Source organism: Thauera sp. DNT-1, from assembly GCF_055393985.1.
The window spans coordinates 2,887,801-2,907,339 of record NZ_AP043752.1 but is presented as its reverse complement, the minus strand read 5'-3'; the positions used below and the strand labels follow the sequence as shown (position 1 = coordinate 2,907,339).

Sequence of the window (19,539 nt, the reverse complement as noted above, 5' to 3'; positions counted from 1 at the left end):
TTGACTTGTTGCCTGCGTGGTTTGCAGGCCAAAGTTAGGAAGAAGTGTTGTGTGATTGTCTGGTTGCGTTGTTTTGGCAACCAGGGGGTTGAGTTCGTTTTGTTTTGAAGGTTATAGGATCAAGCCACACGGGCAATTAGTACCGGTTAGCTGAACGTGTTGCCACGCTTACACACCCGGCCTATCAACGTTGTGGTCTTCAACGACCCTTCAGGGGGCTCGAGGCCCCGGGGAAGTCTCATCTTGAGGCGAGTTTCCCGCTTAGATGCTTTCAGCGGTTATCTCTTCCGCACATAGCTACCCGGCGATGCGACTGGCGTCACAACCGGTACACCAGGGGTGCGTCCACTCCGGTCCTCTCGTACTAGGAGCAGGCCCTCTCAAACTTCCAGCGCCCACGGCAGATAGGGACCAAACTGTCTCACGACGTTTTAAACCCAGCTCACGTACCACTTTAAATGGCGAACAGCCATACCCTTGGGACCGGCTACAGCCCCAGGATGTGATGAGCCGACATCGAGGTGCCAAACTCCGCCGTCGATGTGAACTCTTGGGCGGAATCAGCCTGTTATCCCCAGAGTACCTTTTATCCGTTGAGCGATGGCCCTTCCATACAGAACCACCGGATCACTATGACCTGCTTTCGCACCTGCTCGACTTGTGGGTCTCGCAGTCAAGCCACCTTTTGCCATTGCACTATCAGTACGATGTCCGACCGTACCTAGGTGACCTTCGTACTCCTCCGTTACCTTTTGGGAGGAGACCGCCCCAGTCAAACTGCCCACCATGCACGGTCCCCGACCTGGATTCACAGGCCTGGGTTAGAACCTCGACGACACCAGGGTGGTATTTCAAGGTTGGCTCCACCGGAACTGGCGTCCCGGTTTCAAAGCCTCCCACCTATCCTACACAAGTCCCGTCAAAGTCCAATGCAAAGCTACAGTAAAGGTTCATGGGGTCTTTCCGTCTAGCCGCGGGGAGATTGCATCTTCACAAACATTTCAACTTCGCTGAGTCTCAGGAGGAGACAGTGTGGCCATCGTTACGCCATTCGTGCAGGTCGGAACTTACCCGACAAGGAATTTCGCTACCTTAGGACCGTTATAGTTACGGCCGCCGTTTACCGGGGCTTCGATCAAGAGCTTGCACCCCATCACTTAACCTTCCGGCACCGGGCAGGCGTCACACCCTATACGTCCACTTTCGTGTTTGCAGAGTGCTGTGTTTTTAATAAACAGTCGCAGCCACCGATTCTCTGCGACCCCGTTCCGCTCCGGCCGCGAGGGCCTTCACGTACCAGGGGCATACCTTCTCCCGAAGTTACGGTATCAATTTGCCGAGTTCCTTCTCCTGAGTTCTCTCAAGCGCCTTGGTATTCTCTACCAGCCCACCTGTGTCGGTTTGCGGTACGGTCACTCTTAGACTGAAGCTTAGAGGCTTTTCCTGGAAGCTGGGTATCACTCGCTTCGGATCCGAGGATCCTCGTCATCACGCCTCATCTAAGCCACGCGGATTTGCCTACGCGGCACGACTACACGCTTAAACCACCTATTCCAACAGATGGCCGAGCTAACCTTCTCCGTCCCCCCATCGCATCTAAGAGCGGTACAGGAATATTGACCTGTTTCCCATCGACTACGCATTTCTGCCTCGCCTTAGGGGCCGACTCACCCTGCGCCGATGAACGTTGCGCAGGAAACCTTGGGCTTACGGCGAGGGTGCTTTTCACACCCTTTATCGCTACTCATGTCAGCATTCGCACTTCCGATACCTCCAGCATCCCTTACGAGACACCTTCGCAGGCTTACGGAACGCTCCCCTACCACGTGTCAAAGACACATCCGCAGCTTCGGTTCATGGCTTGAGCCCCGTTACATCTTCCGCGCAGGACGACTCGACTAGTGAGCTATTACGCTTTCTTTAAAGGATGGCTGCTTCTAAGCCAACCTCCTAGCTGTCTATGCCTTCCCACCTCGTTTGCCACTTAGCCATGCATTTGGGACCTTAGCTGGCGGTCTGGGTTGTTTCCCTCTTGACACCGGACGTTAGCACCCGATGTCTGTCTGCCGTATATCACTTTGCGGTATTCGGAGTTTGCTATCGCGGGGTAGATCGCAATGACCCCCCCAACGATTACAGTGCTCTACCCCCGCAAGTGTCCGTACGACGCACTACCTAAATAGTTTTCGGGGAGAACCAGCTATTTCCGGATTTGTTTAGCCTTTCACCCCTATCCACAGCTCATCCCCTAACTTTTCAACGTTAGTGGGTTCGGACCTCCAGTACCTGTTACGGCACCTTCATCCTGGCCATGGATAGATCATCCGGTTTCGGGTCTACGCCCAGCTACTCTGACGCCCTTATCAGACTCGCTTTCGCTACGCCTCCCCTATTCGGTTAAGCTCGCAACTGAACGTAAGTCGCTGACCCATTATACAAAAGGTACGCAGTCACCCCTTTCGAGGCTCCCACTGTTTGTATGCATGCGGTTTCAGGATCTATTTCACTCCCCTCCCGGGGTTCTTTTCGCCTTTCCCTCACGGTACTGGTTCACTATCGGTCGATCACGAGTATTTAGCCTTGGAGGATGGTCCCCCCATCTTCAGACAGGATTTCTCGTGTCCCGCCCTACTTGTCGCACGCTCAGACCCGCCACCGGCTTTTCGCATACGGGACTATCACCCTGTATCGTCGGACTTTCCAGACCGTTTTGCTAAGCTGATGGTTTAGTCGTGCAGGCTCTTCCGTGTTCGCTCGCCACTACTTACGGAATCTCGGTTGATTTCTTTTCCTCGAGCTACTTAGATGTTTCAGTTCGCTCGGTTCGCCTCTACACACCTATGTATTCAGTGTGAGATGACCCTTGCGGGCCGGGTTTCCCCATTCGGACATCGTGGGATCAATGCTCTATTGCCAGCTCCCCCACGCTTTTCGCAGGCTTACACGTCCTTCATCGCCTGTGATCGCCAAGGCATCCACCACATGCACTTAGTCGCTTGATCCTATAACCTTGGACCCTCTTCGATGTTGCCATCCCGAAGGCCCGCGTACAGGAACGAACTCGTTTGTGCGATCCAGCCTGCGCTGACAAGCTCAGCCTGGATCGATGCAATCACACAACTTGCAGTACGCACCGGCTCGGTACGTACTACACTTCTTCCACTTTGTTAAAGAGCAAACCTCTACGCGCGACAGCCGAAGCTGCCGACCAAGAAGTAAGAGATGACGACGCCACGATCTTCGAGCGCCATCGACATCTCTTACTTCTCGAACCTGTTGCTTGGACAGTCCTGGTGGAGCTGGTCGGGATCGAACCGACGACCTACGGCTTGCAAAGCCGCCGCTCTCCCAGCTGAGCTACAGCCCCCCTGTCTCGAGCAACCCTTGATTGGTGGGTCTGGTTGGGTTCGAACCAACGACCCCCGCCTTATCAAGACGGTGCTCTAACCAGCTGAGCTACAGACCCTCATCCGAGGCTCTTCTCGCCTGAACAACCGATAAGTTGTGGATACTTGGCCATCATGGCCTGATCTCTTGAAAGGAGGTGATCCAGCCGCACCTTCCGATACGGCTACCTTGTTACGACTTCACCCCAGTCATGAATCTCACCGTGGTAAGCGCCCTCCCGAAGGTTAAGCTACCTACTTCTGGTGAAACCCACTCCCATGGTGTGACGGGCGGTGTGTACAAGACCCGGGAACGTATTCACCGCAGCATGCTGATCTGCGATTACTAGCGATTCCGACTTCACGTAGTCGAGTTGCAGACTACGATCCGGACTACGATCGGCTTTAAGGGATTGGCTCCACCTCGCGGCTTGGCAACCCTCTGTACCGACCATTGTATGACGTGTGAAGCCCTACCCATAAGGGCCATGAGGACTTGACGTCATCCCCACCTTCCTCCGGTTTGTCACCGGCAGTCTCACTAGAGTGCCCAACCAAATGATGGCAACTAGTGACAAGGGTTGCGCTCGTTGCGGGACTTAACCCAACATCTCACGACACGAGCTGACGACAGCCATGCAGCACCTGTGTTCTGGCTCCCGAAGGCACCCTCGCCTCTCAGCAAGGTTCCAGACATGTCAAGGGTAGGTAAGGTTTTTCGCGTTGCATCGAATTAATCCACATCATCCACCGCTTGTGCGGGTCCCCGTCAATTCCTTTGAGTTTTAACCTTGCGGCCGTACTCCCCAGGCGGTCGACTTCACGCGTTAGCTGCGTCACTCAGTGCATTGCTGCTCCGAACGACTAGTCGACATCGTTTAGGGCGTGGACTACCAGGGTATCTAATCCTGTTTGCTCCCCACGCTTTCGTGCATGAGCGTCAGTACAGGCCCAGGGGGCTGCCTTCGCCATCGGTGTTCCTCCTGATCTCTACGCATTTCACTGCTACACCAGGAATTCCACCCCCCTCTGCCGTACTCTAGCCTTGCAGTCACAAACGCAGTTCCCAGGTTAAGCCCGGGGATTTCACATCTGTCTTACAAAACCGCCTGCGCACGCTTTACGCCCAGTAATTCCGATTAACGCTCGCACCCTACGTATTACCGCGGCTGCTGGCACGTAGTTAGCCGGTGCTTCTTAGTCCGGTACCGTCATCCATGGCCTATGTTAGAGACCACGATTTCTTCCCGGCCGAAAGAGCTTTACAACCCGAAGGCCTTCTTCACTCACGCGGCATGGCTGGATCAGGCTTGCGCCCATTGTCCAAAATTCCCCACTGCTGCCTCCCGTAGGAGTCTGGGCCGTGTCTCAGTCCCAGTGTGGCGGATCATCCTCTCAGACCCGCTACGGATCGTCGCCTAGGTGAGCCTTTACCTCACCTACTAGCTAATCCGACATCGGCCGCTCCAATCGCGCGAGGTTCCGAAGAATCCCCCGCTTTCCCCCTCAGGGCGTATGCGGTATTAGCGTAGCTTTCGCTACGTTATCCCCCACGACATGGGCACGTTCCGATGCATTACTCACCCGTTCGCCACTCGCCGGCAGGCCGAAGCCCCCGCTGCCGTTCGACTTGCATGTGTAAAGCATGCCGCCAGCGTTCAATCTGAGCCAGGATCAAACTCTTAAGTTCAATCCAGCAAAGTACTCAAAATACTGACTTACATCAGCATGAGCACCAATCATTGTGATACCTATGCGACCAAAGTCGCCGACCACAACAACCAAGCACCCACACTTATCGGTTGTCCAAGTTTTTAAAGATCTGCCGTCTTGCAGCAAGGAAAGAATTCAGCTGCTTTCCTGTTTCGCCGATTCGCTGTTGCGTTCGGGAAGCCGCGCATTATAGAGACCCGAGAAAATCCGTCAACACAAAATGAATCGAAGATTCTTATGAGTCGATTCCGGCGCCCGGACCGTGGATCTGCGCGCCCGCGCTCGGGCCGGTGGCGGGCGGCCGGGTGTCGAGGTACAGGGCCTCGACCTGTGCGCGCGCCCACGGCGTGCGGTGCAGGAACTCGGGCCGGAGGCGATGCCGGGTTCGTGATCGAAGCCGCGGATGCTCACCCGCCGCCGAGCGTCGGCAAGCCGAGCCGGTCTGCGCGTCGGAAGAGGACCTCCTCCAGCGTGAGACCGTGGAAGGAGTTGTCGGGCCGTCGGCGGGTCATGGCGTGGTCGCTCAGCCTCCCAGCGCGGCGACGTCCCGGGGCACGACGCCCAGGTCCCGCCAGCTGTCCGGGTGGCAACTGAACAGCAGGATCTGATGCCGGTCGGCAGCATCGAACAGCACCCGCTTCATGTTGCCGAGGCGCTCGACGTCGCTGTGCACCAGCGCATCGTCCAGGATCACGAGCGTCGGCCGGCCGGCCTCGCGCAACAGGTCGGCGTAGGCGAGGCGACTGATCAGGCCCATCTGCTCGCGCGCGCCGAAGCTCAGCTCGGCGAATCGGCCACGCTCTTCCCCGCCGTGGCCCTGGCGCACCAGGATCTCCGGCACGAGCGCCTCGTCCACGCTCAGGCTGGCCTCCGGAAACAGCAGTTGCAGATAGCGGTTCAGGTGGCGCTGCAAGGGCGCCTGCAGCTGACGGGTGAGCTGCAGGCGGTGATCCGTCAGACGGACGAGCAGGAGGTCCAGCGCGCGGGCACGCCGCGTGAGCTCGTCGCTACGGCGCGCAGCACGCGCCAGCTCGACGTCCAGTTCCGCGCTGCGCTCCTCCAGGCCCTCCGCCCCGAGCGCCTCCAGGCTGGCCCGGAGGCGCTCGAGTTCGAGGCGGCGCTGCTCGGCGGCCTTCTCCGCCGCATCCGCACTGCGCGTGAAGCGTTCGACGTCCTGGCGCAGGACGCCGGGATTGGCCTGATCGATCTGCTTCTGCCGTTCTCGCAGGGCCTGGTCGAGCCGGTTCTCGCCGGCACGCAGCTCCAGCAGCTGGTCCTCGGCCTGCTTTTCGCGCGCCTTGCGATCCGCGCCCTGCAGCTCGCCGTCGAGCCGGCTCCACTCGGCCCGGGCACTCTCCAGCGCCTGCGTGGCGAGCAGGAGCGCACTGCGGAAGCCCGCCTCGTCGGCCTCGGCCGCCTTGAGGGACACCTCGGCAGCGTCGAGCTGCGCCTCGGCCCTGGACACCGAGAGGCTGTCTTCCTGCGGTTCGGGAAGGGCCCCGATCCGTTTGCCGAGATCCTCCCGGCGCGCCTGCGTGAGCTGCTTTCGACCCGCCAGCGCCTCGAGGCCCTCGGGCGCCAGCGACTCGAGCACCGATGCGTCGCGCTTGATGGACTCGTCGAGCTCGCGGCATTGCTCGTGGCGGGCATCCGCCGCGGCCAGCGAGTCCGCGCCGAGCGCGGACAGGAGGCTCGCCCTCTCGTCCGCCAGCCCCTGGCGCGCGCGCACCAGATCGGCGATGTCGTCGCCGCCGGGCAGGATGCGCAGGCTTCCCAGCTGCGCGACGAGGATCTCGGTCGGCTCCAGCAGGAGGCGCTCCCCCCGCCCGCTCAAGGGCTCGCCGCCCAAGGTGAGCGCGCCCACCTCGCGCAGGTCGAATTGCAGTCGGGTGGCGACCGCCTCCTGGCGGATGGCAAGCCGGGCGAGCTCCTCCTCCACCTTGCGCAGGCGTTTGAGCGCCTTGGCGTCGACCTGCAGGGACTGGCGCAACGCGCGCTGCCGCAGCCACCGCTCGTGCAGCTCGCGGGCGCGCGCCAGCGCCTGATCCAGGCCGGCGAGCTCGCCATCGACCTGCGCCAGCTCCCGTACCAGGTCCTTGCGTTGCTGATGCTCGCGAGCCAGCCTGACCGTCGCCCGGGCCGCTTCGAAGGCCTTGCGGGCATCGCCGAGCACACGCTCCACGGCCGGCCTGCGCGCATCCTGCGCGGCGAGCGCCTGTTCGGCCGCCTGGCGGTCGGCGGCGCGCCTGTGCAGGTCCTTGCGCTGCGCCTCGAAGCGGCCGAGCAGATCGAGGCTCGTGCGCATGCCGGCTTGGCAGGCCTGCAGCGCCTGCTGGTCGCGCTCCTGCTCGCGCTGCCAGGAGACGACCTCGGCCAGCCGGAGGTCAGCCGCCCTGGCCTGCTGCCGGTAGACCTCCCAGATGCGCTCGGACTCGTCGCGGGCCTGCTCCTCGCGCAGCTGCCCGAGCCGATCCACCTGCTGGCGATACTGCCGGATCCGCCCCTGCAGATCGGCGTGCTCGCGCGCGAGCCGCTCGTGCGCCTCGAGCGCCGCAGCGAAGTCGCCGGTGGGCCGGCCGGTGGCGGTCAGCAGGCGCGCGCGCTCCCGGGTGATCCGGGCGATCAGCTCGTCCCCCGCGGTGCTGGTCACCTCGCCGAGGCTGGCGCCCAGGACGGACTTCAGGTGGCTGCCCGCATGCTCGACCGGCTTGTGGATCTCCTGCCCGGCGCCCTGCTCGATCCACAGCAGGCCGGGGATGCCCCAGTGCTCCGGTCGGCTGGCCCCGCGCCCGGGGAACTCGAAGCCGAGCAGGTCCGCGAGCTTGTCCTCCGCCTCCTCGCCGCTGAACCCCACGCCGTCTACGCTGACATCGCAGCGCTTGCGCTTCAGGAAGCTCTTGACCAGCTTCCAGCGCTTGCCCTGCGACTCGAACTCCAGCTCGACCGTGGGCGCGGCGGCCGAATCGCCCCAGGGCTGCAGATCCTCCACGCTGGAGGACTTGTAGCGCTCGAAGAATGCAGCGCGGATCGCGCGCACCAGGGTGCTCTTGCCGGACTCGTTCGGTCCGGTGAAGAGGTTGATGCCGGGATCGAGATCGCGGATCTCTACGGGCTGCCGGAAGCGGCGCAGCTGTTCGACCTTCAGGCGCAGCAGCCTCATGCCGCAGCTCCCTGGGCCTGCGCCTCGAGCAGCAGCGCGGCGAGGATCGCCAGCGCCTCGCTCGCGACCTCCGCGTTCTCGCCATCCTGCTCCTCGCGCAGCTCGGCGATCACCCGGCCCACGTAGCCGTCTGCGTGCAGGGCGGCGAGATCATCCTCGGTGGGCTGCAGCCGCAGCCCGGAGAGGTCGGCGCGCAGGCTGCGGAACCTCGCCTCCGCCACCGAGAGCGCGGCTTCGAGCCGCTGCCTGCCGAGCAGGTGGATCTCGCCGGACAGGCTCAGGTCGACCACGGCAAGCTCGGGCAAGGCCTCCAGGCGGGCGATCGTGCCCTCGAGATCCGAGGCCACCGCCAGCTTTTCCTCGAGCGCGATCCAGGGGTGCCGGCCCACCGCCCGGACCTCCACTTCCGGCTCGGCCCCGACCGCGGGGATGTCCACGAGCAGCACATTGCCCGGATCGTTGGCCTTGAATCGGTCCTGCTCGGGCGTGCCGCTATACCAGGTGCGCGCATCGATCCGCCGTGTGCCGTGCCAGTCGCCGAGCGCGAGGTAATCCAGCGCGGCGCGGGTGGCGCGGTCGGCGGCGATCGGGTTGGGCGAGTCGATGTCCTCGGCGAGCACGCCCTGGACGCTGCCATGGGCGAGGCCGACGCGGACCAAGCCGGGCGCCGTCTCCGCGTGATCGAACCACGCGGTCTCGTCGGCCGGGGTCTGGCGCTGGGTGAGCGGCGCCGGCAGCACGACGAAACCGCGCTCGGGGAACGCCATCACCTGCGCGCCCAGCGCCAGATGCACATTGGGCGCCACGGCCCCGAGGCGGCGGGCGCGCGACCACACGCTCTCGGCCAGCGCCGCGTCGTGGTTGCCGGGGATCAGCACCCACGGGCCTGCATACGCCCCCATGGCGTTGAACAGCCGGCGGATCGTGCGATCGGACACCGTCTGCGCATCGAAGACATCCCCGGCCACCAGCACCGCATCCACCGCCTCCTGCCGCGCGATGCCCGCCAGGCGCTCCACCGCAGAGAAGCGCGCCTCGGCCAGCGCGAGCGCGTCCTCGGGCGCGAAGCGCGCGTACTGGCGGCCGATCTGCCAATCGGCGGTATGAAGAAAGCGCGGCATCGGTCCGTCCCCTGATCCAGCGGAAAGTCGTGCATGCACGGCCGCCGTCCCGGGGCTCCGATCACCGGACCCGGGCGCATGACCGATGCACATCCCTGTTTGTCACCGGCCGGCATGTTACACGCCGCCCGGCCCTGCGGCAGCCTGCCTCCGCGCCCTGCGCAGCGGCTCGAGCAGCCCGGCCAGATCGTTGTGGTCGAGCTCGTGCATCAGCGCGAGCAACTGGCCCAGCTGCCCTGGCGGGAAACCCTTGCGGGCGAACCACGCGAGGTAGTATCCCGGCAGATCCGCGATCACCCGCCCCTTGTACTTGCCGAAGGGCATCTCGCGCTCGAGCAGCAGCACCAGGTGTTCAGGATTCATCCGTTCGATCCGTTTTTCCGTGCCCATCCGCATTTCCGTGCCCAATTGCGAGCGCGGCCGCGCGCGCCGACGCTCCACTCTCCCACAAGGTGACCCGCTTGAGCCTCCATTCCTCCCCAGGCCTCGTCTTCGACACCCCGCCCATCGAGCTCGAGACCGGACCCGATCCCCGCTACAGCGTCATCTGGATGCACGGCCTGGGCGCGGACGGCAGCGATTTCGAGCCGGTCGTCCCGGCGCTGGCTCTGCCCCGCAGCCCCGCCGTGCGCTTCCTCTTTCCGCACGCCCCCTATCGTGCGGTCACCTGCAACGCCGGCTACGTCATGCGCGCCTGGTACGACATCGTCTCGCTCGCCCCGCACAGCCGCCAGATCGACGAGGCCGGACTGCTCGAATCGCGCACCCTCGTCCGCCAACTGATCCAGCGCGAGGCCGAGCGCGGCGTGCCCGGCGAGCGCGTCATCCTCGCCGGTTTCTCGCAGGGGGGCGCCGTGGCCTATCTGACCGGGCTCACCCACCCCACCCCGCTGGCCGGCATCATCGCGCTGTCGACCTACATCCCGAGCCCCGGGCTGCTGGTCGATGGGTTCGTGGAAGCGAATCGACAGGTTCCGGTCTTCGCCGCGCACGGCACCCACGACGATGTCGTCTCTCCCGCACTCGGAGAGCACGCGGTCGAGGTCCTCCGGCAGCTGGGCATCGAGCCGGAATGGCACCGCTACCCCTTGCCGCACTCGGTGAGCCTCGAGGAGATCGCCGACATCGGTCGGTGGCTGCGCACCCTCGTGCATTGACCGGAAGACCCGGCGAGACCCGCCGGCACGACGGCGCCAATGTCCACACCCATACGGCGGGCAATCGAGGCGCGCACCGCTTGTGCGTCGCGGACTTCGCCCTCGATCGCGCCGCAGCCACTTGCAGCCACCCATCTGCTCGACAGGCTCGCCTGCGGGAAAGCCACGCTCGACGAGTGGCTCAGGCCACACGTGCTGGCAAATGAGCCAAGTGGCGCCCGTCGCCCTTTCGCGCTTGCGGATCGGATCGGCCGTGTCCTTGGCTACTCCGTGATGGCGGCCGGCGCCGTCCCGCACCAGGATGCCACCAACAAGGTGCGCCGCAACATGCCGGACCCTGTACCTGCTGAGTCGCCTCCTACGCGCCCGTCGCCACAATCCGCTCATGACGCGAAGCGGCCTCGCCTAGCGCCTGCTCCAGCGGCATCCCCTCCTCGACACCCTCCATGATCATCCTCTGCAGAATGGCGCCGAGCATGTCGACATTCGCGGCCATCAGCGGCCGGACCTCGCGCAGGAACTCGCAGGTCGGCGGATCGTAGGCGTATGGTTGCAGGAAGTCTTCGAGCGCGCGCCCGGTGGCGAGCGCGTGGCACATGTCGTAGAGCAGGTTGAAGCAGCGCACCTGTTGCAGCGGGTCGCTCTCCCCCAGGTTGATGCGGACCTCCTCGGCCAGGTCGCGGCGGAAGTCCTCAAGCTGGTAGGCCGCATGTGCCTTGACGACATCTTCAGGCGTGAATTCCCATTCCATGGCGTTTTCTCCTCCTCTTTCGGCAAACGTGCCGTGTCAGCCGAAGATGGCCGTGAAGGCGTCCTCGTCGTCGCGGCAGATCGGGCAGCTTTGCTGCGGGGTATGCGAGACGAAATGGCGGTCGCAGCGCGTGCAGCGCTGCTTGGCCATCGACAACAGCACGCGCGGCGTTTGTTCGGGCCGCGCGTCGAAGGACGCATCGGCATCGAGCACGTGCGGCTGGCAGACCTCGAGGCAGACCGCGCAAGCAACACAGCGGTCGGCATCGAACTTGAGCTGATAATCCGCCGGCGACTCCTCGATCTGGATCGCACCCGTCGGACAAACGCGGAAGCAGGCCTCGCAGTTGTTGCATCCGGGCTGCAGCGACAAGGCCATCATCGGGAGCGCATCGTGCAGCGGCACACGGAAAGGCTGGTCGTCCTTGCGCTTGCACACGATCTGCAACAGCTCGCGCCGCTCCGGCAGCGCGTAGGGGCCGGGGCGGATCGCCTTGTCCGGAGTCGATGGCGCCGACGCAGGGGGCTCGAGAGACTGCGCAACCTCCGCCACACCGCGTCCCACCAGGCGGCGGAACCACTGTCGCCGCACAGCCGCAAAGGGCGCAGATCCGCGACTGTCGGCGTTCGCGAAATCGGCCTCGTCCAGTTGCGGAGCGATCCAGTCGGCGGGTTTCTCGATGCTGGCAGCCGCATCCTCAAGTAGCCCGCAGGCATCGAGATTGCTGGCGAGCTGGGCCGCGCCGCGGGGACCGTGCGCGCAGTGCTCGCAATGCGCGGCCCCCCGCAGGGTGACCGGAATCCGGCGCTTGGCCAGATACGCGAGGCTGGCCGCATCCACCGCGCCAAGGCAGGGCACGACAGCGTCTCCGCTCGCGCCCGACGGGGCGCAGGCGATCGTGAAGTGCTCATGCCGGATCGCCTGACGCAGCATGTCCACCGGCTTCAAGGCCTCGCTCGCGAGGGCGTCGGTCGGGCAGGCGGTGACGCAGAGCGCACAGTTCTGGCAACGCGCGGGGTCGATCCTCCCCCCCTCGTCGGTGAGCGCGAGGGCGTCGTGCGGGCAGGCGTCCGCACACCGGCTGCATGCGCTGTAGCGAAAGCGGTAGCGCGTGCAGCGGCTGGCGCGGAGTTCAGGATAGGCCAGGCTCATCGGGGCGCGGTCCGCAGTTGCTGCAGGGCGGGTCCGTGCTCGCAGGTGTTCTTGGGAATCACGAACTGGAACGCGCGGCCGCCCGGCGGCTCGGCGTTGATGCGAGTAAGCACGCGTTGCCAGGCGAGGACACCGCCCTCGACCGCCAGGACCGGGCTGCCGGGATGGGCGGCTGCGATCGAATCGGCCACCGCCAGCGCGGCCTCGTCGGTGTCCGCGACCACCACCACCGTGGCCGTCGGGTTGATCCGTAGATCCTCGCGATAGACGAGGGCCTCGTCCAGCGGCGAGGCCTCGCGCGCGGCCGCGGTGCGCGCATCGACGACGCAACAAGGCGGGCTCACCCGCAGCGCCAGGCCGAGCTGCATCTCGTTGCGCAGGCTCGCTGCTGCGTGGGCCTGTACCGAAGCGGTCAGCAAAAAGACCGCCAGCACACCGCCAACGTAGCGTCGGAATCGCGTGATCATGCTTCCTCCATGTCGGTCATCGGCTCCACGGGGACCAACAGATCACCCAGCAGCACAGCGCGACGCTCAAAAAGCGCCGTCGGCAGCGCAATCCGGGTGACCTTGCCGTAGCGCACCCAGTCAGCCAGCGCCGGTTCGAACTGCCCGCCCGGGGCGATCCAAAAGCCTTCGCCCAGGGCTTCGACCAGCCCGGCACACAGGTTGAGGTCAGTGTCGTCGAGGACATCCACCTGCACCAGCACGGTGGCGATCCCACGCTTCTTCATCTCGCCCAGCCACCAGTCCACGCGGATGCCGGTGGCGCTACCGTCGGCGCGCACAATTTCCCAGCCGGGCTCGCACAGCGACGGCGTCACCACCCGAAAGTCGGCGTTCGACACGGTGTCGAAGGACCACGACACCGCCATGCGGCGAGCAGGCACGAACAGCCCGACGCGATCAAGCCCGAAGCGCGCGGCGAGCCGCAGCGGCAGATCCGCATCGCTCAGCACCGCCTCGCCCAGCAGCACCTGCGGCGCACCGGCTTCGAGCAGGGCGGCGGCACGGGTCTCGTCGCCCTGGCGCAGGATCGCGATACCGCCGTCCTCCACAAGCGGTGCGCACCCAGGCTCATCGAACCGGAACAGCAACTCGACTTCCGCCGACACCTTGGCCCTGTCAGCGGTATCGGCGGTATCGGCAAGGCAGGCGCAGCGGATCATGTCGGCAGCGCTCCGTCGTGCTCGAACTTCGCATACACGAAGGGGAACATCGGGTTTTCGCCATCAGCCGGCAGCGACGCGATCAGCGGGCGCAGCGTTTGAAGGGTGCCGATGATCGGATCGATCTGCACCCCCATGAAACGAGGCCGGTATTTGCCGAGCGCGATGAGCGCATCATCCACCATCAGCAAGGCGCCCTCCTGATTGCGGTTCTGGGTGAAGAACAGCGCCAGCGTGGCAAACGCCAACCCCTGCAGAAACTCGGCCTCGGGGTCGCGCGTGCCCAGCACGCTGTTGCGGATCAGGCGCGACCAGCGCTCATTGAGCAGGTCGTGCAGCACACCGAGCTCGTTCGAGTTCCACAAGGTGGCCACCTCGGACCAGTCGATTTCGGACAGCACCTGGCGGTCGGGCGGCAGGATCGGCCGGGCTTGAAGATCGAGCAGCATGGTCGAAACCTCCTGTGGGTCAGCGCAGATCGTGCAGGGTGTGAACGTTCGCCGCACGCTGTTGCGTGTCCGGAATCGACTCGCAGCCATTGCACACAGGCTCGTCGGGATTGAACTCGACGCGGATCTCGCTCTTCGGGACCACGGCGCGGGCGTGATCTTCGTCGTCGATGCGCAAGCCCATCGCAGCGATCTCCTCGCCGGCAAAGCCCTGGAGGAAGGCGGCCATGCCACGGTAGAAGGAATGCTCGGCGACCTGCTCGACGAGGCGGGCGTAGCCGCGCACCCAGCGCGCGAGATGTTGCGTCCAGAAGCGCTTGAGGTCGCGCTCGATGCGCCGGGCGAGCGCTTCGTCGCCGGCGGCGAGTGCCCCACTGCAACGCTCGAGCAGCTCGGCGACGAACATCAGCTCGACCCCGAGCTGGTCGGGAAACAGCTCGAAGCGCCCCTTGCCCACGACGAAGCCCCACTTCGCGTAGTCCTGGGCGACCTGAAAGTGCGGATCCTGCTTGTAGCGTCCGGTCAGCCGCACCGATTCGACGGGCGGAAAGCCACCGCTGGCCGCGAACAAGGTGGTGTATTCGCAGGCCAGCCGCTCGACCAGGGCGCCCTCCTCCGCGTCGAGGAAATCGGCTTCGAAGCACACGCCCGCGGCGGCCAAGCTCGCGAGCACTTCCGGGCAGCGCAGGGCGCGAACGAAATCAGCATCGGCCTCCTCGACGAACACCCCGGCCAGCAGCCGGCACAGGCTGGCGCGCGCGTCGTACTCGGCACGCCGCTCGGCGATCGGGCGCGGCGGTGGCGCGCGCTCGTCGACGACCACTGCATGCTCGTCGTCGATCGCAAGCAATGTTTTCAGCATGTTGTCTCCGGTTCGATTCCGGGTCGCCATGCGGCCCGGCTGGACGATTCACAGCCGGCGGAAGCGCCGAAATCGGCGCCCCCACCCCCTGGGCTCAGTGCCCGCCCGACGCCTTGGGCTTCACGCTTTCGGGTCCGGCCCACGCCGCCATCTCGGGGTGCATCTTGCGATGCAGGTCACCCGTGTAGGCGTAGCGCATGGTCTCCTTGTAGGCCGCGTAGTGTTTGTCCCAGTCGCCGTGGATATCGCCGTACTTGTCGTTCGGCCCGGCCTTGGTGACCTTCACCACCGTGTCGTACCAGCCCTGGGAGCCGCCGATCGGGTCGGCCACCGCCGGGATGATGGCGTTCGGATGCACGCCCTTGTCGTCCCACCACACGTTGTTCAGGTCCGGATCCTCTTCACCGTGGCTGGCGTCACCCTTCCTGTCCTTGAGCTTCAGGGTGGCAAGCCGGCCGTATTCCCAGTGGCCGAAGCCGGTGGCGATCGAGATCACCTGCGGGTGGATGCCCTCGGTGACGTAGGCCTTGGTCACCAGATAGCCGACCGGGCTCTCGACGCGCACCAGATCACCCGTCTTCACACCGAGCTTCTTCGCCGTCTCCGGGTTCATCCACGCCGGGTTGCTGTGCGCGATCTCGGCCAGCCACTTCACCGCCGCCGTGCGCGACTGCTTGTGCACGTTGAGCTTGAAGGTCGACAGGATCATCTCGTCGTCCTTCATGGTCTCGTGCCAGGGGATGCGCTTGAAGGTCGGCATCGGGTTGAAGCCGTACTCGGCCCATTCATCCACGCGCACGTTGATCACCCGGTTGGGCGTCGGGAAACCCACGTAGTTGCGCCCGTTACGCCGGATGCCGATCGCCTTGCCGTTTTTCGTGATCAGTCCGTGCGCGTCCACCATCGCGCCCTCCATGTCCGCCGCCGACAGTTCCTTCCGGTACAGGCCGTACTCGGCCTGGATCTCGCGTCCGGTCTTGTCGGTGACCTTGCCGGTCTTGGGGTCGAGCGTGCCGTAGATCGGCCACACACCGTGCTTCTTCAGGAAGTCCAGCCCGCCCGCCTCCTTAAGCCCGGGCACGTTGTCGAAGTGATGGCGCATGTAGTCCTCGCCATCCTTGAAGGCCCAGAACTGCTTCATGCCGCGCGAACCGTCCGGGTCGAGCTTCCAGATGATGTCGCGCAGCAGCACGCGGTTCTCGCGCGACTCGCCGAGCGACTTGTGCACCGGCTGGCGGATGCCGAGCCACGGCCACAGCGAGTTGGGCATCGACTCGGGTTCCCAGCGCTCGAGGTAGGGGCAGTCGGGCAGGATGATGTCGGCCAGCGCCGTCTCCTCGCCCATGTGCGAGCTCATCGAGATGAAGTACGGGATCAGTTTCTCGTCGCGGTACAGCTTGCCCCACACCGCCTGCGCACCCGGGTTGGTGTAGACCGGGTTGTCCTGGTAGGTGAAGGCCACGTTGATCTTCTGCCGGCCCTCGGCAATCCAGAACGGCACCAGGTGGCTGACCTTGTGCGAGGCGAGCGGATACTCGGGCGGATGCGCGAGCACGGAATCGTGCTTCGGCCCGGGGGGCTGCGGATTCGGCTGCGGCCAGCCCATGCCGCGCGGCAGGCAGTAGCCGCCGCGCTTTTCCACGTTGCCGGTCATGATCGGCAGCATCATGCAGGCCTTCTCGTTGTACGAGCCGTACAGGTGCTTGGCCGGGCCGCGGTAGGTGAACAGCGTCGCCGGCTTGGTGGTGGCGAACTCGCGCGCGATGCGCTCGATCGTCTGCACCGGCACGCCGGAGATCTTCGACGCCCATTCCGGCGTGTATTGCGCGTAGTGCGCCTTCAGCTCATCCACCGTGACGTTGGTCCAGGTGTCGATGAACGCGCTGTCCTGCAGGTCCTCGCGCAGGATCACGTGGCCGATCGCCAGCGCCACCGCGCCGTCGGTGGCCGGGAACACCGGGATCCACTCGTCCGAGAAACCCGCCGTGTTCGACAGGCGCACGTCGAAGGTGACGATCTTCATGTGGTTGTCGACGCGGCCCTCGGCGATGCGCTGCGACAGCGGGTTGTGGAAGTAGGCCGCCTCGAGGATGTTGGAGCCGAAGTTCAGCACGTACTTGGCGTTGGCGAAGTCGGGCGTCTCGATGTCCGGCCCCCAGGTCGGCTCCTGTCCCACCTTCTTCGACGACTCGCACACCGAGGTGTGGTTGAGCACGGTGGCCGAGCCCAGCGTCTTCATGAAGCGGTCGATCGTGCCGCCGGTGCGGTTGCGCCCGTATTTCAGCATGATCGTGTTGGGGTCTTCCTTGAGCGCAGCGTCGAGCTTCGCCGCCACTTCGGTCAGCGCCTCCTCCCAGGTGATGCGCTTCCACTTGCCTTCGCCGCGTGCGCCGACGCGCTTGAGCGGATACAGGATGCGGTCGGGGTCGTAGCTGTACCACATGCCCGAGTTGCCCTTCGCGCACAGGCGGCCGCGGGTGGAGACGTGCTCCGGATTGCCTTCGAGTTTCACCACGCGGTCGTTCTCGACGTAGGCGATGGCGCCGTCCTGGATGTTGCAGACGTGGCAGTTGACCGGGATCGCCTTGCGCTCGGCAGCGGTGACCGGGCTAAAGTCCTTGCCGCCCAGCTCGTTCTCCATGGCGTGCAGCATGCGCGGCGCGAGCGCGGCGGCGGCAGTCGTGCCGGCACTGGCCTGCAGGAAGGTGCGACGGGTGATTTTCGGGAAGTCCATTTGAAGATCTCCTTGCCTGACCGGTCAGTAGAGGGTCTGCAACTGTTGGGGACCCATCAGCAGCGCATAGCGCAGGGCCGCGCCACCGAGCAGGACGAGCAGCGCAGCCAGCGCGATGCCCACCTGCTGGCGGCCGAAGGGCGCGAGCAGCAGCGCGATCGGCGCCGCGGTGCCGGCGACAATGCCCATGCCGACGAAGATCAGGCCCATCGTGCCGGTGGTGAGGATGAGGAAGGTGAGCTCCTGCGCCGAGCCGCCGTAGCTGGTGGTGCCCAGGATCGAGATCAGCATCACGCCCACCGCCCCGCAGGACCACATCAGGTACTGGCGCAGCACGCGCTGGGCGCCCTCGTTCCCGGCCGCCAGCAAGGCCCCTACCGCCGAGCCCGACGCGATCGCCATGGCGACGAACAGCACCGGGATGACCGGCGTGTTCCACACCGGACGCGACTGATGCACCGTGAGGTCGTAGCCGGTGTAGATCGGCAGGCCCAGCGCGAGCAGCGCGGTGATTGCGGCGAGCAGCTTGCCCCGGCCTTCGTCCCCCTTCTTCAGCGCCAGCAGATACAGCACCGACGCGATGCCGAAGGCGACGATGTTCAGCGCTCCCCAGGCGAGCGGCGACGAGAAGTTGAGGTAGGCCGGATTGAGGATGGCGAGGAAGCGCATCGGCTGCGACAGGTCGCCGATCAGCAGCAGGCCGCCCAGCGCGAGCAGGACGAAGGACACCACCGCCGCCTTGACGCGCAGCGGCCGCAGCTCCGGCGTCACCCACGAGCCGTAGGACAGGAAGGCCAGCCCTGCGCAGATGCCGATCACGAAGAAGTAGATCGCGTAGGTCGCGTGCCACGACACATCGTGGAACCAGACGTAGTCACCCATGGTTTTCTCCTCAGATGTCGAAGTGGCGCTTGAACGCGCTTCGATCGAGCTCCATCACCTCGGGCTTGCGATAGGCATCGCGCCCGAACTCGGTCTGGTTGCGGTCGGCCCCGATGTAGAACACGTGCGGCTTGGTGCCCTCCTCCGGGCGCAGCACCTGGGTGGCGTGGGTCGCGACCAGGTACGAGACCTCGCTGTTCGGATCGTTGAGGTCACCGAACACGCGCGAGCGTCCGATGCAGGTCTGCACGCAGGCCGGCACCAGGTTCTGCGTCACGCGGTGGAAGCAGAAGGTGCACTTGTCCACGACATTGGTGATCGGCGTGTAGCTGCGGTGCGAGGGCAGCATGAAGCGCGCGTTGTAGGGGCACGCCGCCATGCAGCTCCGGCAGCCGATGCAGCGCTCATAGCGCTGCAGCACGAAGCCGCCGTCCTCCACCTTGAAGGTGGCCTCCACCGGGCAGTTGCGCACGCAGGGCGGATCGTCGCAGTGGTTGCACAGCCGCGGCAGGAACTGCTTCCTGACGTTGGGGTACTTGCCGACAACCTTGTACGGCACCCAGGTGCGATTGACGCCGAGCGGCGTGTCGTACTCCGCCTTGCACGCCACCTGACAGGCCATGCAGCCGATGCAGCGCCGCGTGTCGACCACCATCGCGAACCGGCGCTTGCCTGGCGCCTCCCTGGTCTCGATCGGCGAGACCCTGAGTTCTTCACTCATGCCTTCCCCCTCCAATGAATGCAGCGCGCCGCGCCGCGATCGCAGTGGCCTTCGCAGCAGACGGGTCATCGGCGCCCAATCCGCCGGCCCCGTCCGTGTGCATGCGGACCACTTGAGGGGTCCGTCGCAAAAACCAGGCCAGGAACAGGGTTTTTGGCCACGAGTCAGCAACGCCGGGGACGCCAGCCCCGTCGCCATGCGAGATGGGAATCGGGGGTGTTACGGCGGCGTAACATCGGCACCGATTGCTGCAGCGCAAACCGTTACGCCGCCGTAACGCCCC

13 protein-coding genes, 2 tRNA genes and 2 rRNA genes are annotated in these 19,539 nt (G+C 64.8%); 1 reads left to right on the top strand and 16 read right to left on the bottom strand.

Annotation, left to right across the window (positions count from 1 at the left end; all coding sequences use genetic code 11):
• Positions 1–115: 115 nt before the first annotated feature.
• The 7 genes from ACZ5PP_RS13380 to ACZ5PP_RS13350 all read right to left on the bottom strand — a co-directional run bounded on the left by ACZ5PP_RS13380 (position 116) and on the right by ACZ5PP_RS13350 (position 9,743).
• Positions 116–3,002 (bottom strand): 23S ribosomal RNA (locus ACZ5PP_RS13380).
• A 289-nt stretch (positions 3,003–3,291) separates the two neighbouring features.
• Positions 3,292–3,367, bottom strand: a tRNA-Ala gene (locus ACZ5PP_RS13375).
• Positions 3,368–3,389: 22 nt separating this feature from the next.
• Positions 3,390–3,466, bottom strand: a tRNA-Ile gene (locus ACZ5PP_RS13370).
• 71 nt (positions 3,467–3,537) lie between these two features.
• Positions 3,538–5,076, bottom strand: a 16S ribosomal RNA gene (locus ACZ5PP_RS13365).
• The 16S and 23S rRNA genes sit together here with 2 tRNA genes alongside, the layout of an rRNA operon.
• Before the next feature lie 546 nt (positions 5,077–5,622).
• Positions 5,623–8,259, bottom strand: coding sequence for an AAA family ATPase (locus tag ACZ5PP_RS13360; protein WP_004307182.1), 2,637 nt, complete (start codon positions 8,257–8,259; stop codon positions 5,623–5,625).
• Positions 8,256–9,380 carry a metallophosphoesterase family protein gene (locus tag ACZ5PP_RS13355; protein ID WP_004307180.1) on the bottom strand — a complete coding sequence of 375 codons (1,125 nt, stop codon included), beginning with the start codon at positions 9,378–9,380 and terminating at the stop codon, positions 8,256–8,258. Before ACZ5PP_RS13355 ends, ACZ5PP_RS13360 begins: the two co-directional genes overlap by 4 nt.
• A 117-nt stretch (positions 9,381–9,497) precedes the next feature.
• Positions 9,498–9,743 carry a DUF3820 family protein gene (locus ACZ5PP_RS13350; RefSeq protein ID WP_040828928.1) on the bottom strand — a complete coding sequence of 82 codons (246 nt, stop codon included), beginning with the start codon at positions 9,741–9,743 and terminating at the stop codon, positions 9,498–9,500.
• A 98-nt stretch (positions 9,744–9,841) separates the two neighbouring features.
• Here ACZ5PP_RS13350 and ACZ5PP_RS13345 point away from each other — a divergent pair, with 98 nt between their 5' ends.
• Positions 9,842–10,537, top strand: a complete 696-nt coding sequence (locus ACZ5PP_RS13345) for an alpha/beta hydrolase (protein WP_004307177.1) — start codon at positions 9,842–9,844, stop codon at positions 10,535–10,537.
• Between the two features lie 358 nt (positions 10,538–10,895).
• Here the strand turns inward: ACZ5PP_RS13345 and ACZ5PP_RS13340 are convergent, their stop codons facing one another.
• From ACZ5PP_RS13340 to ACZ5PP_RS13300, 9 genes are all read right to left on the bottom strand, one after another.
• Positions 10,896–11,288 carry a hypothetical protein gene (locus tag ACZ5PP_RS13340; RefSeq protein WP_004307173.1) on the bottom strand — a complete coding sequence of 131 codons (393 nt, stop codon included), beginning with the start codon at positions 11,286–11,288 and terminating at the stop codon, positions 10,896–10,898.
• 36 nt (positions 11,289–11,324) lie between these two features.
• Positions 11,325–12,440: a 4Fe-4S dicluster domain-containing protein gene (locus tag ACZ5PP_RS13335; RefSeq protein ID WP_004307171.1), complete on the bottom strand. Its 1,116-nt coding sequence runs from the start codon at positions 12,438–12,440 to the stop codon at positions 11,325–11,327.
• Positions 12,437–12,907, bottom strand: a complete 471-nt coding sequence (locus ACZ5PP_RS13330) for a hypothetical protein (protein ID WP_004307169.1) — start codon at positions 12,905–12,907, stop codon at positions 12,437–12,439. The genes ACZ5PP_RS13335 and ACZ5PP_RS13330 overlap by 4 nt, the downstream gene beginning before the upstream one ends.
• Positions 12,904–13,608, bottom strand: a complete 705-nt coding sequence (locus tag ACZ5PP_RS13325) for a beta/alpha barrel domain-containing protein (protein ID WP_004307168.1) — start codon at positions 13,606–13,608, stop codon at positions 12,904–12,906. Before ACZ5PP_RS13325 ends, ACZ5PP_RS13330 begins: the two co-directional genes overlap by 4 nt.
• Positions 13,605–14,057 (bottom strand): hypothetical protein, encoded by a 453-nt coding sequence (locus ACZ5PP_RS13320; RefSeq protein WP_004307166.1) that lies wholly within the window; start codon positions 14,055–14,057, stop codon positions 13,605–13,607. The genes ACZ5PP_RS13325 and ACZ5PP_RS13320 overlap by 4 nt, the downstream gene beginning before the upstream one ends.
• Positions 14,058–14,076: 19 nt before the next feature.
• The gene (locus ACZ5PP_RS13315) at positions 14,077–14,919 is read right to left on the bottom strand and encodes a TorD/DmsD family molecular chaperone (protein WP_004307165.1); all 843 of its coding nucleotides are present in this window, start codon (positions 14,917–14,919) and stop codon (positions 14,077–14,079) included.
• Positions 14,920–15,013: 94 nt separating this feature from the next.
• The gene (locus tag ACZ5PP_RS13310; RefSeq protein ID WP_004307163.1) at positions 15,014–17,653 is read right to left on the bottom strand and encodes a molybdopterin-dependent oxidoreductase; all 2,640 of its coding nucleotides are present in this window, start codon (positions 17,651–17,653) and stop codon (positions 15,014–15,016) included.
• A gap of 24 nt (positions 17,654–17,677) precedes the next feature.
• Entirely contained in the window at positions 17,678–18,535 is an 858-nt protein-coding gene (gene nrfD, locus ACZ5PP_RS13305) for an NrfD/PsrC family molybdoenzyme membrane anchor subunit (RefSeq protein ID WP_004307160.1), read from the bottom strand.
• A 10-nt stretch (positions 18,536–18,545) separates the two neighbouring features.
• Positions 18,546–19,256: a 4Fe-4S dicluster domain-containing protein gene (locus tag ACZ5PP_RS13300; RefSeq protein WP_004307157.1), complete on the bottom strand. Its 711-nt coding sequence runs from the start codon at positions 19,254–19,256 to the stop codon at positions 18,546–18,548.
• Positions 19,257–19,539: the final 283 nt, after the last annotated feature.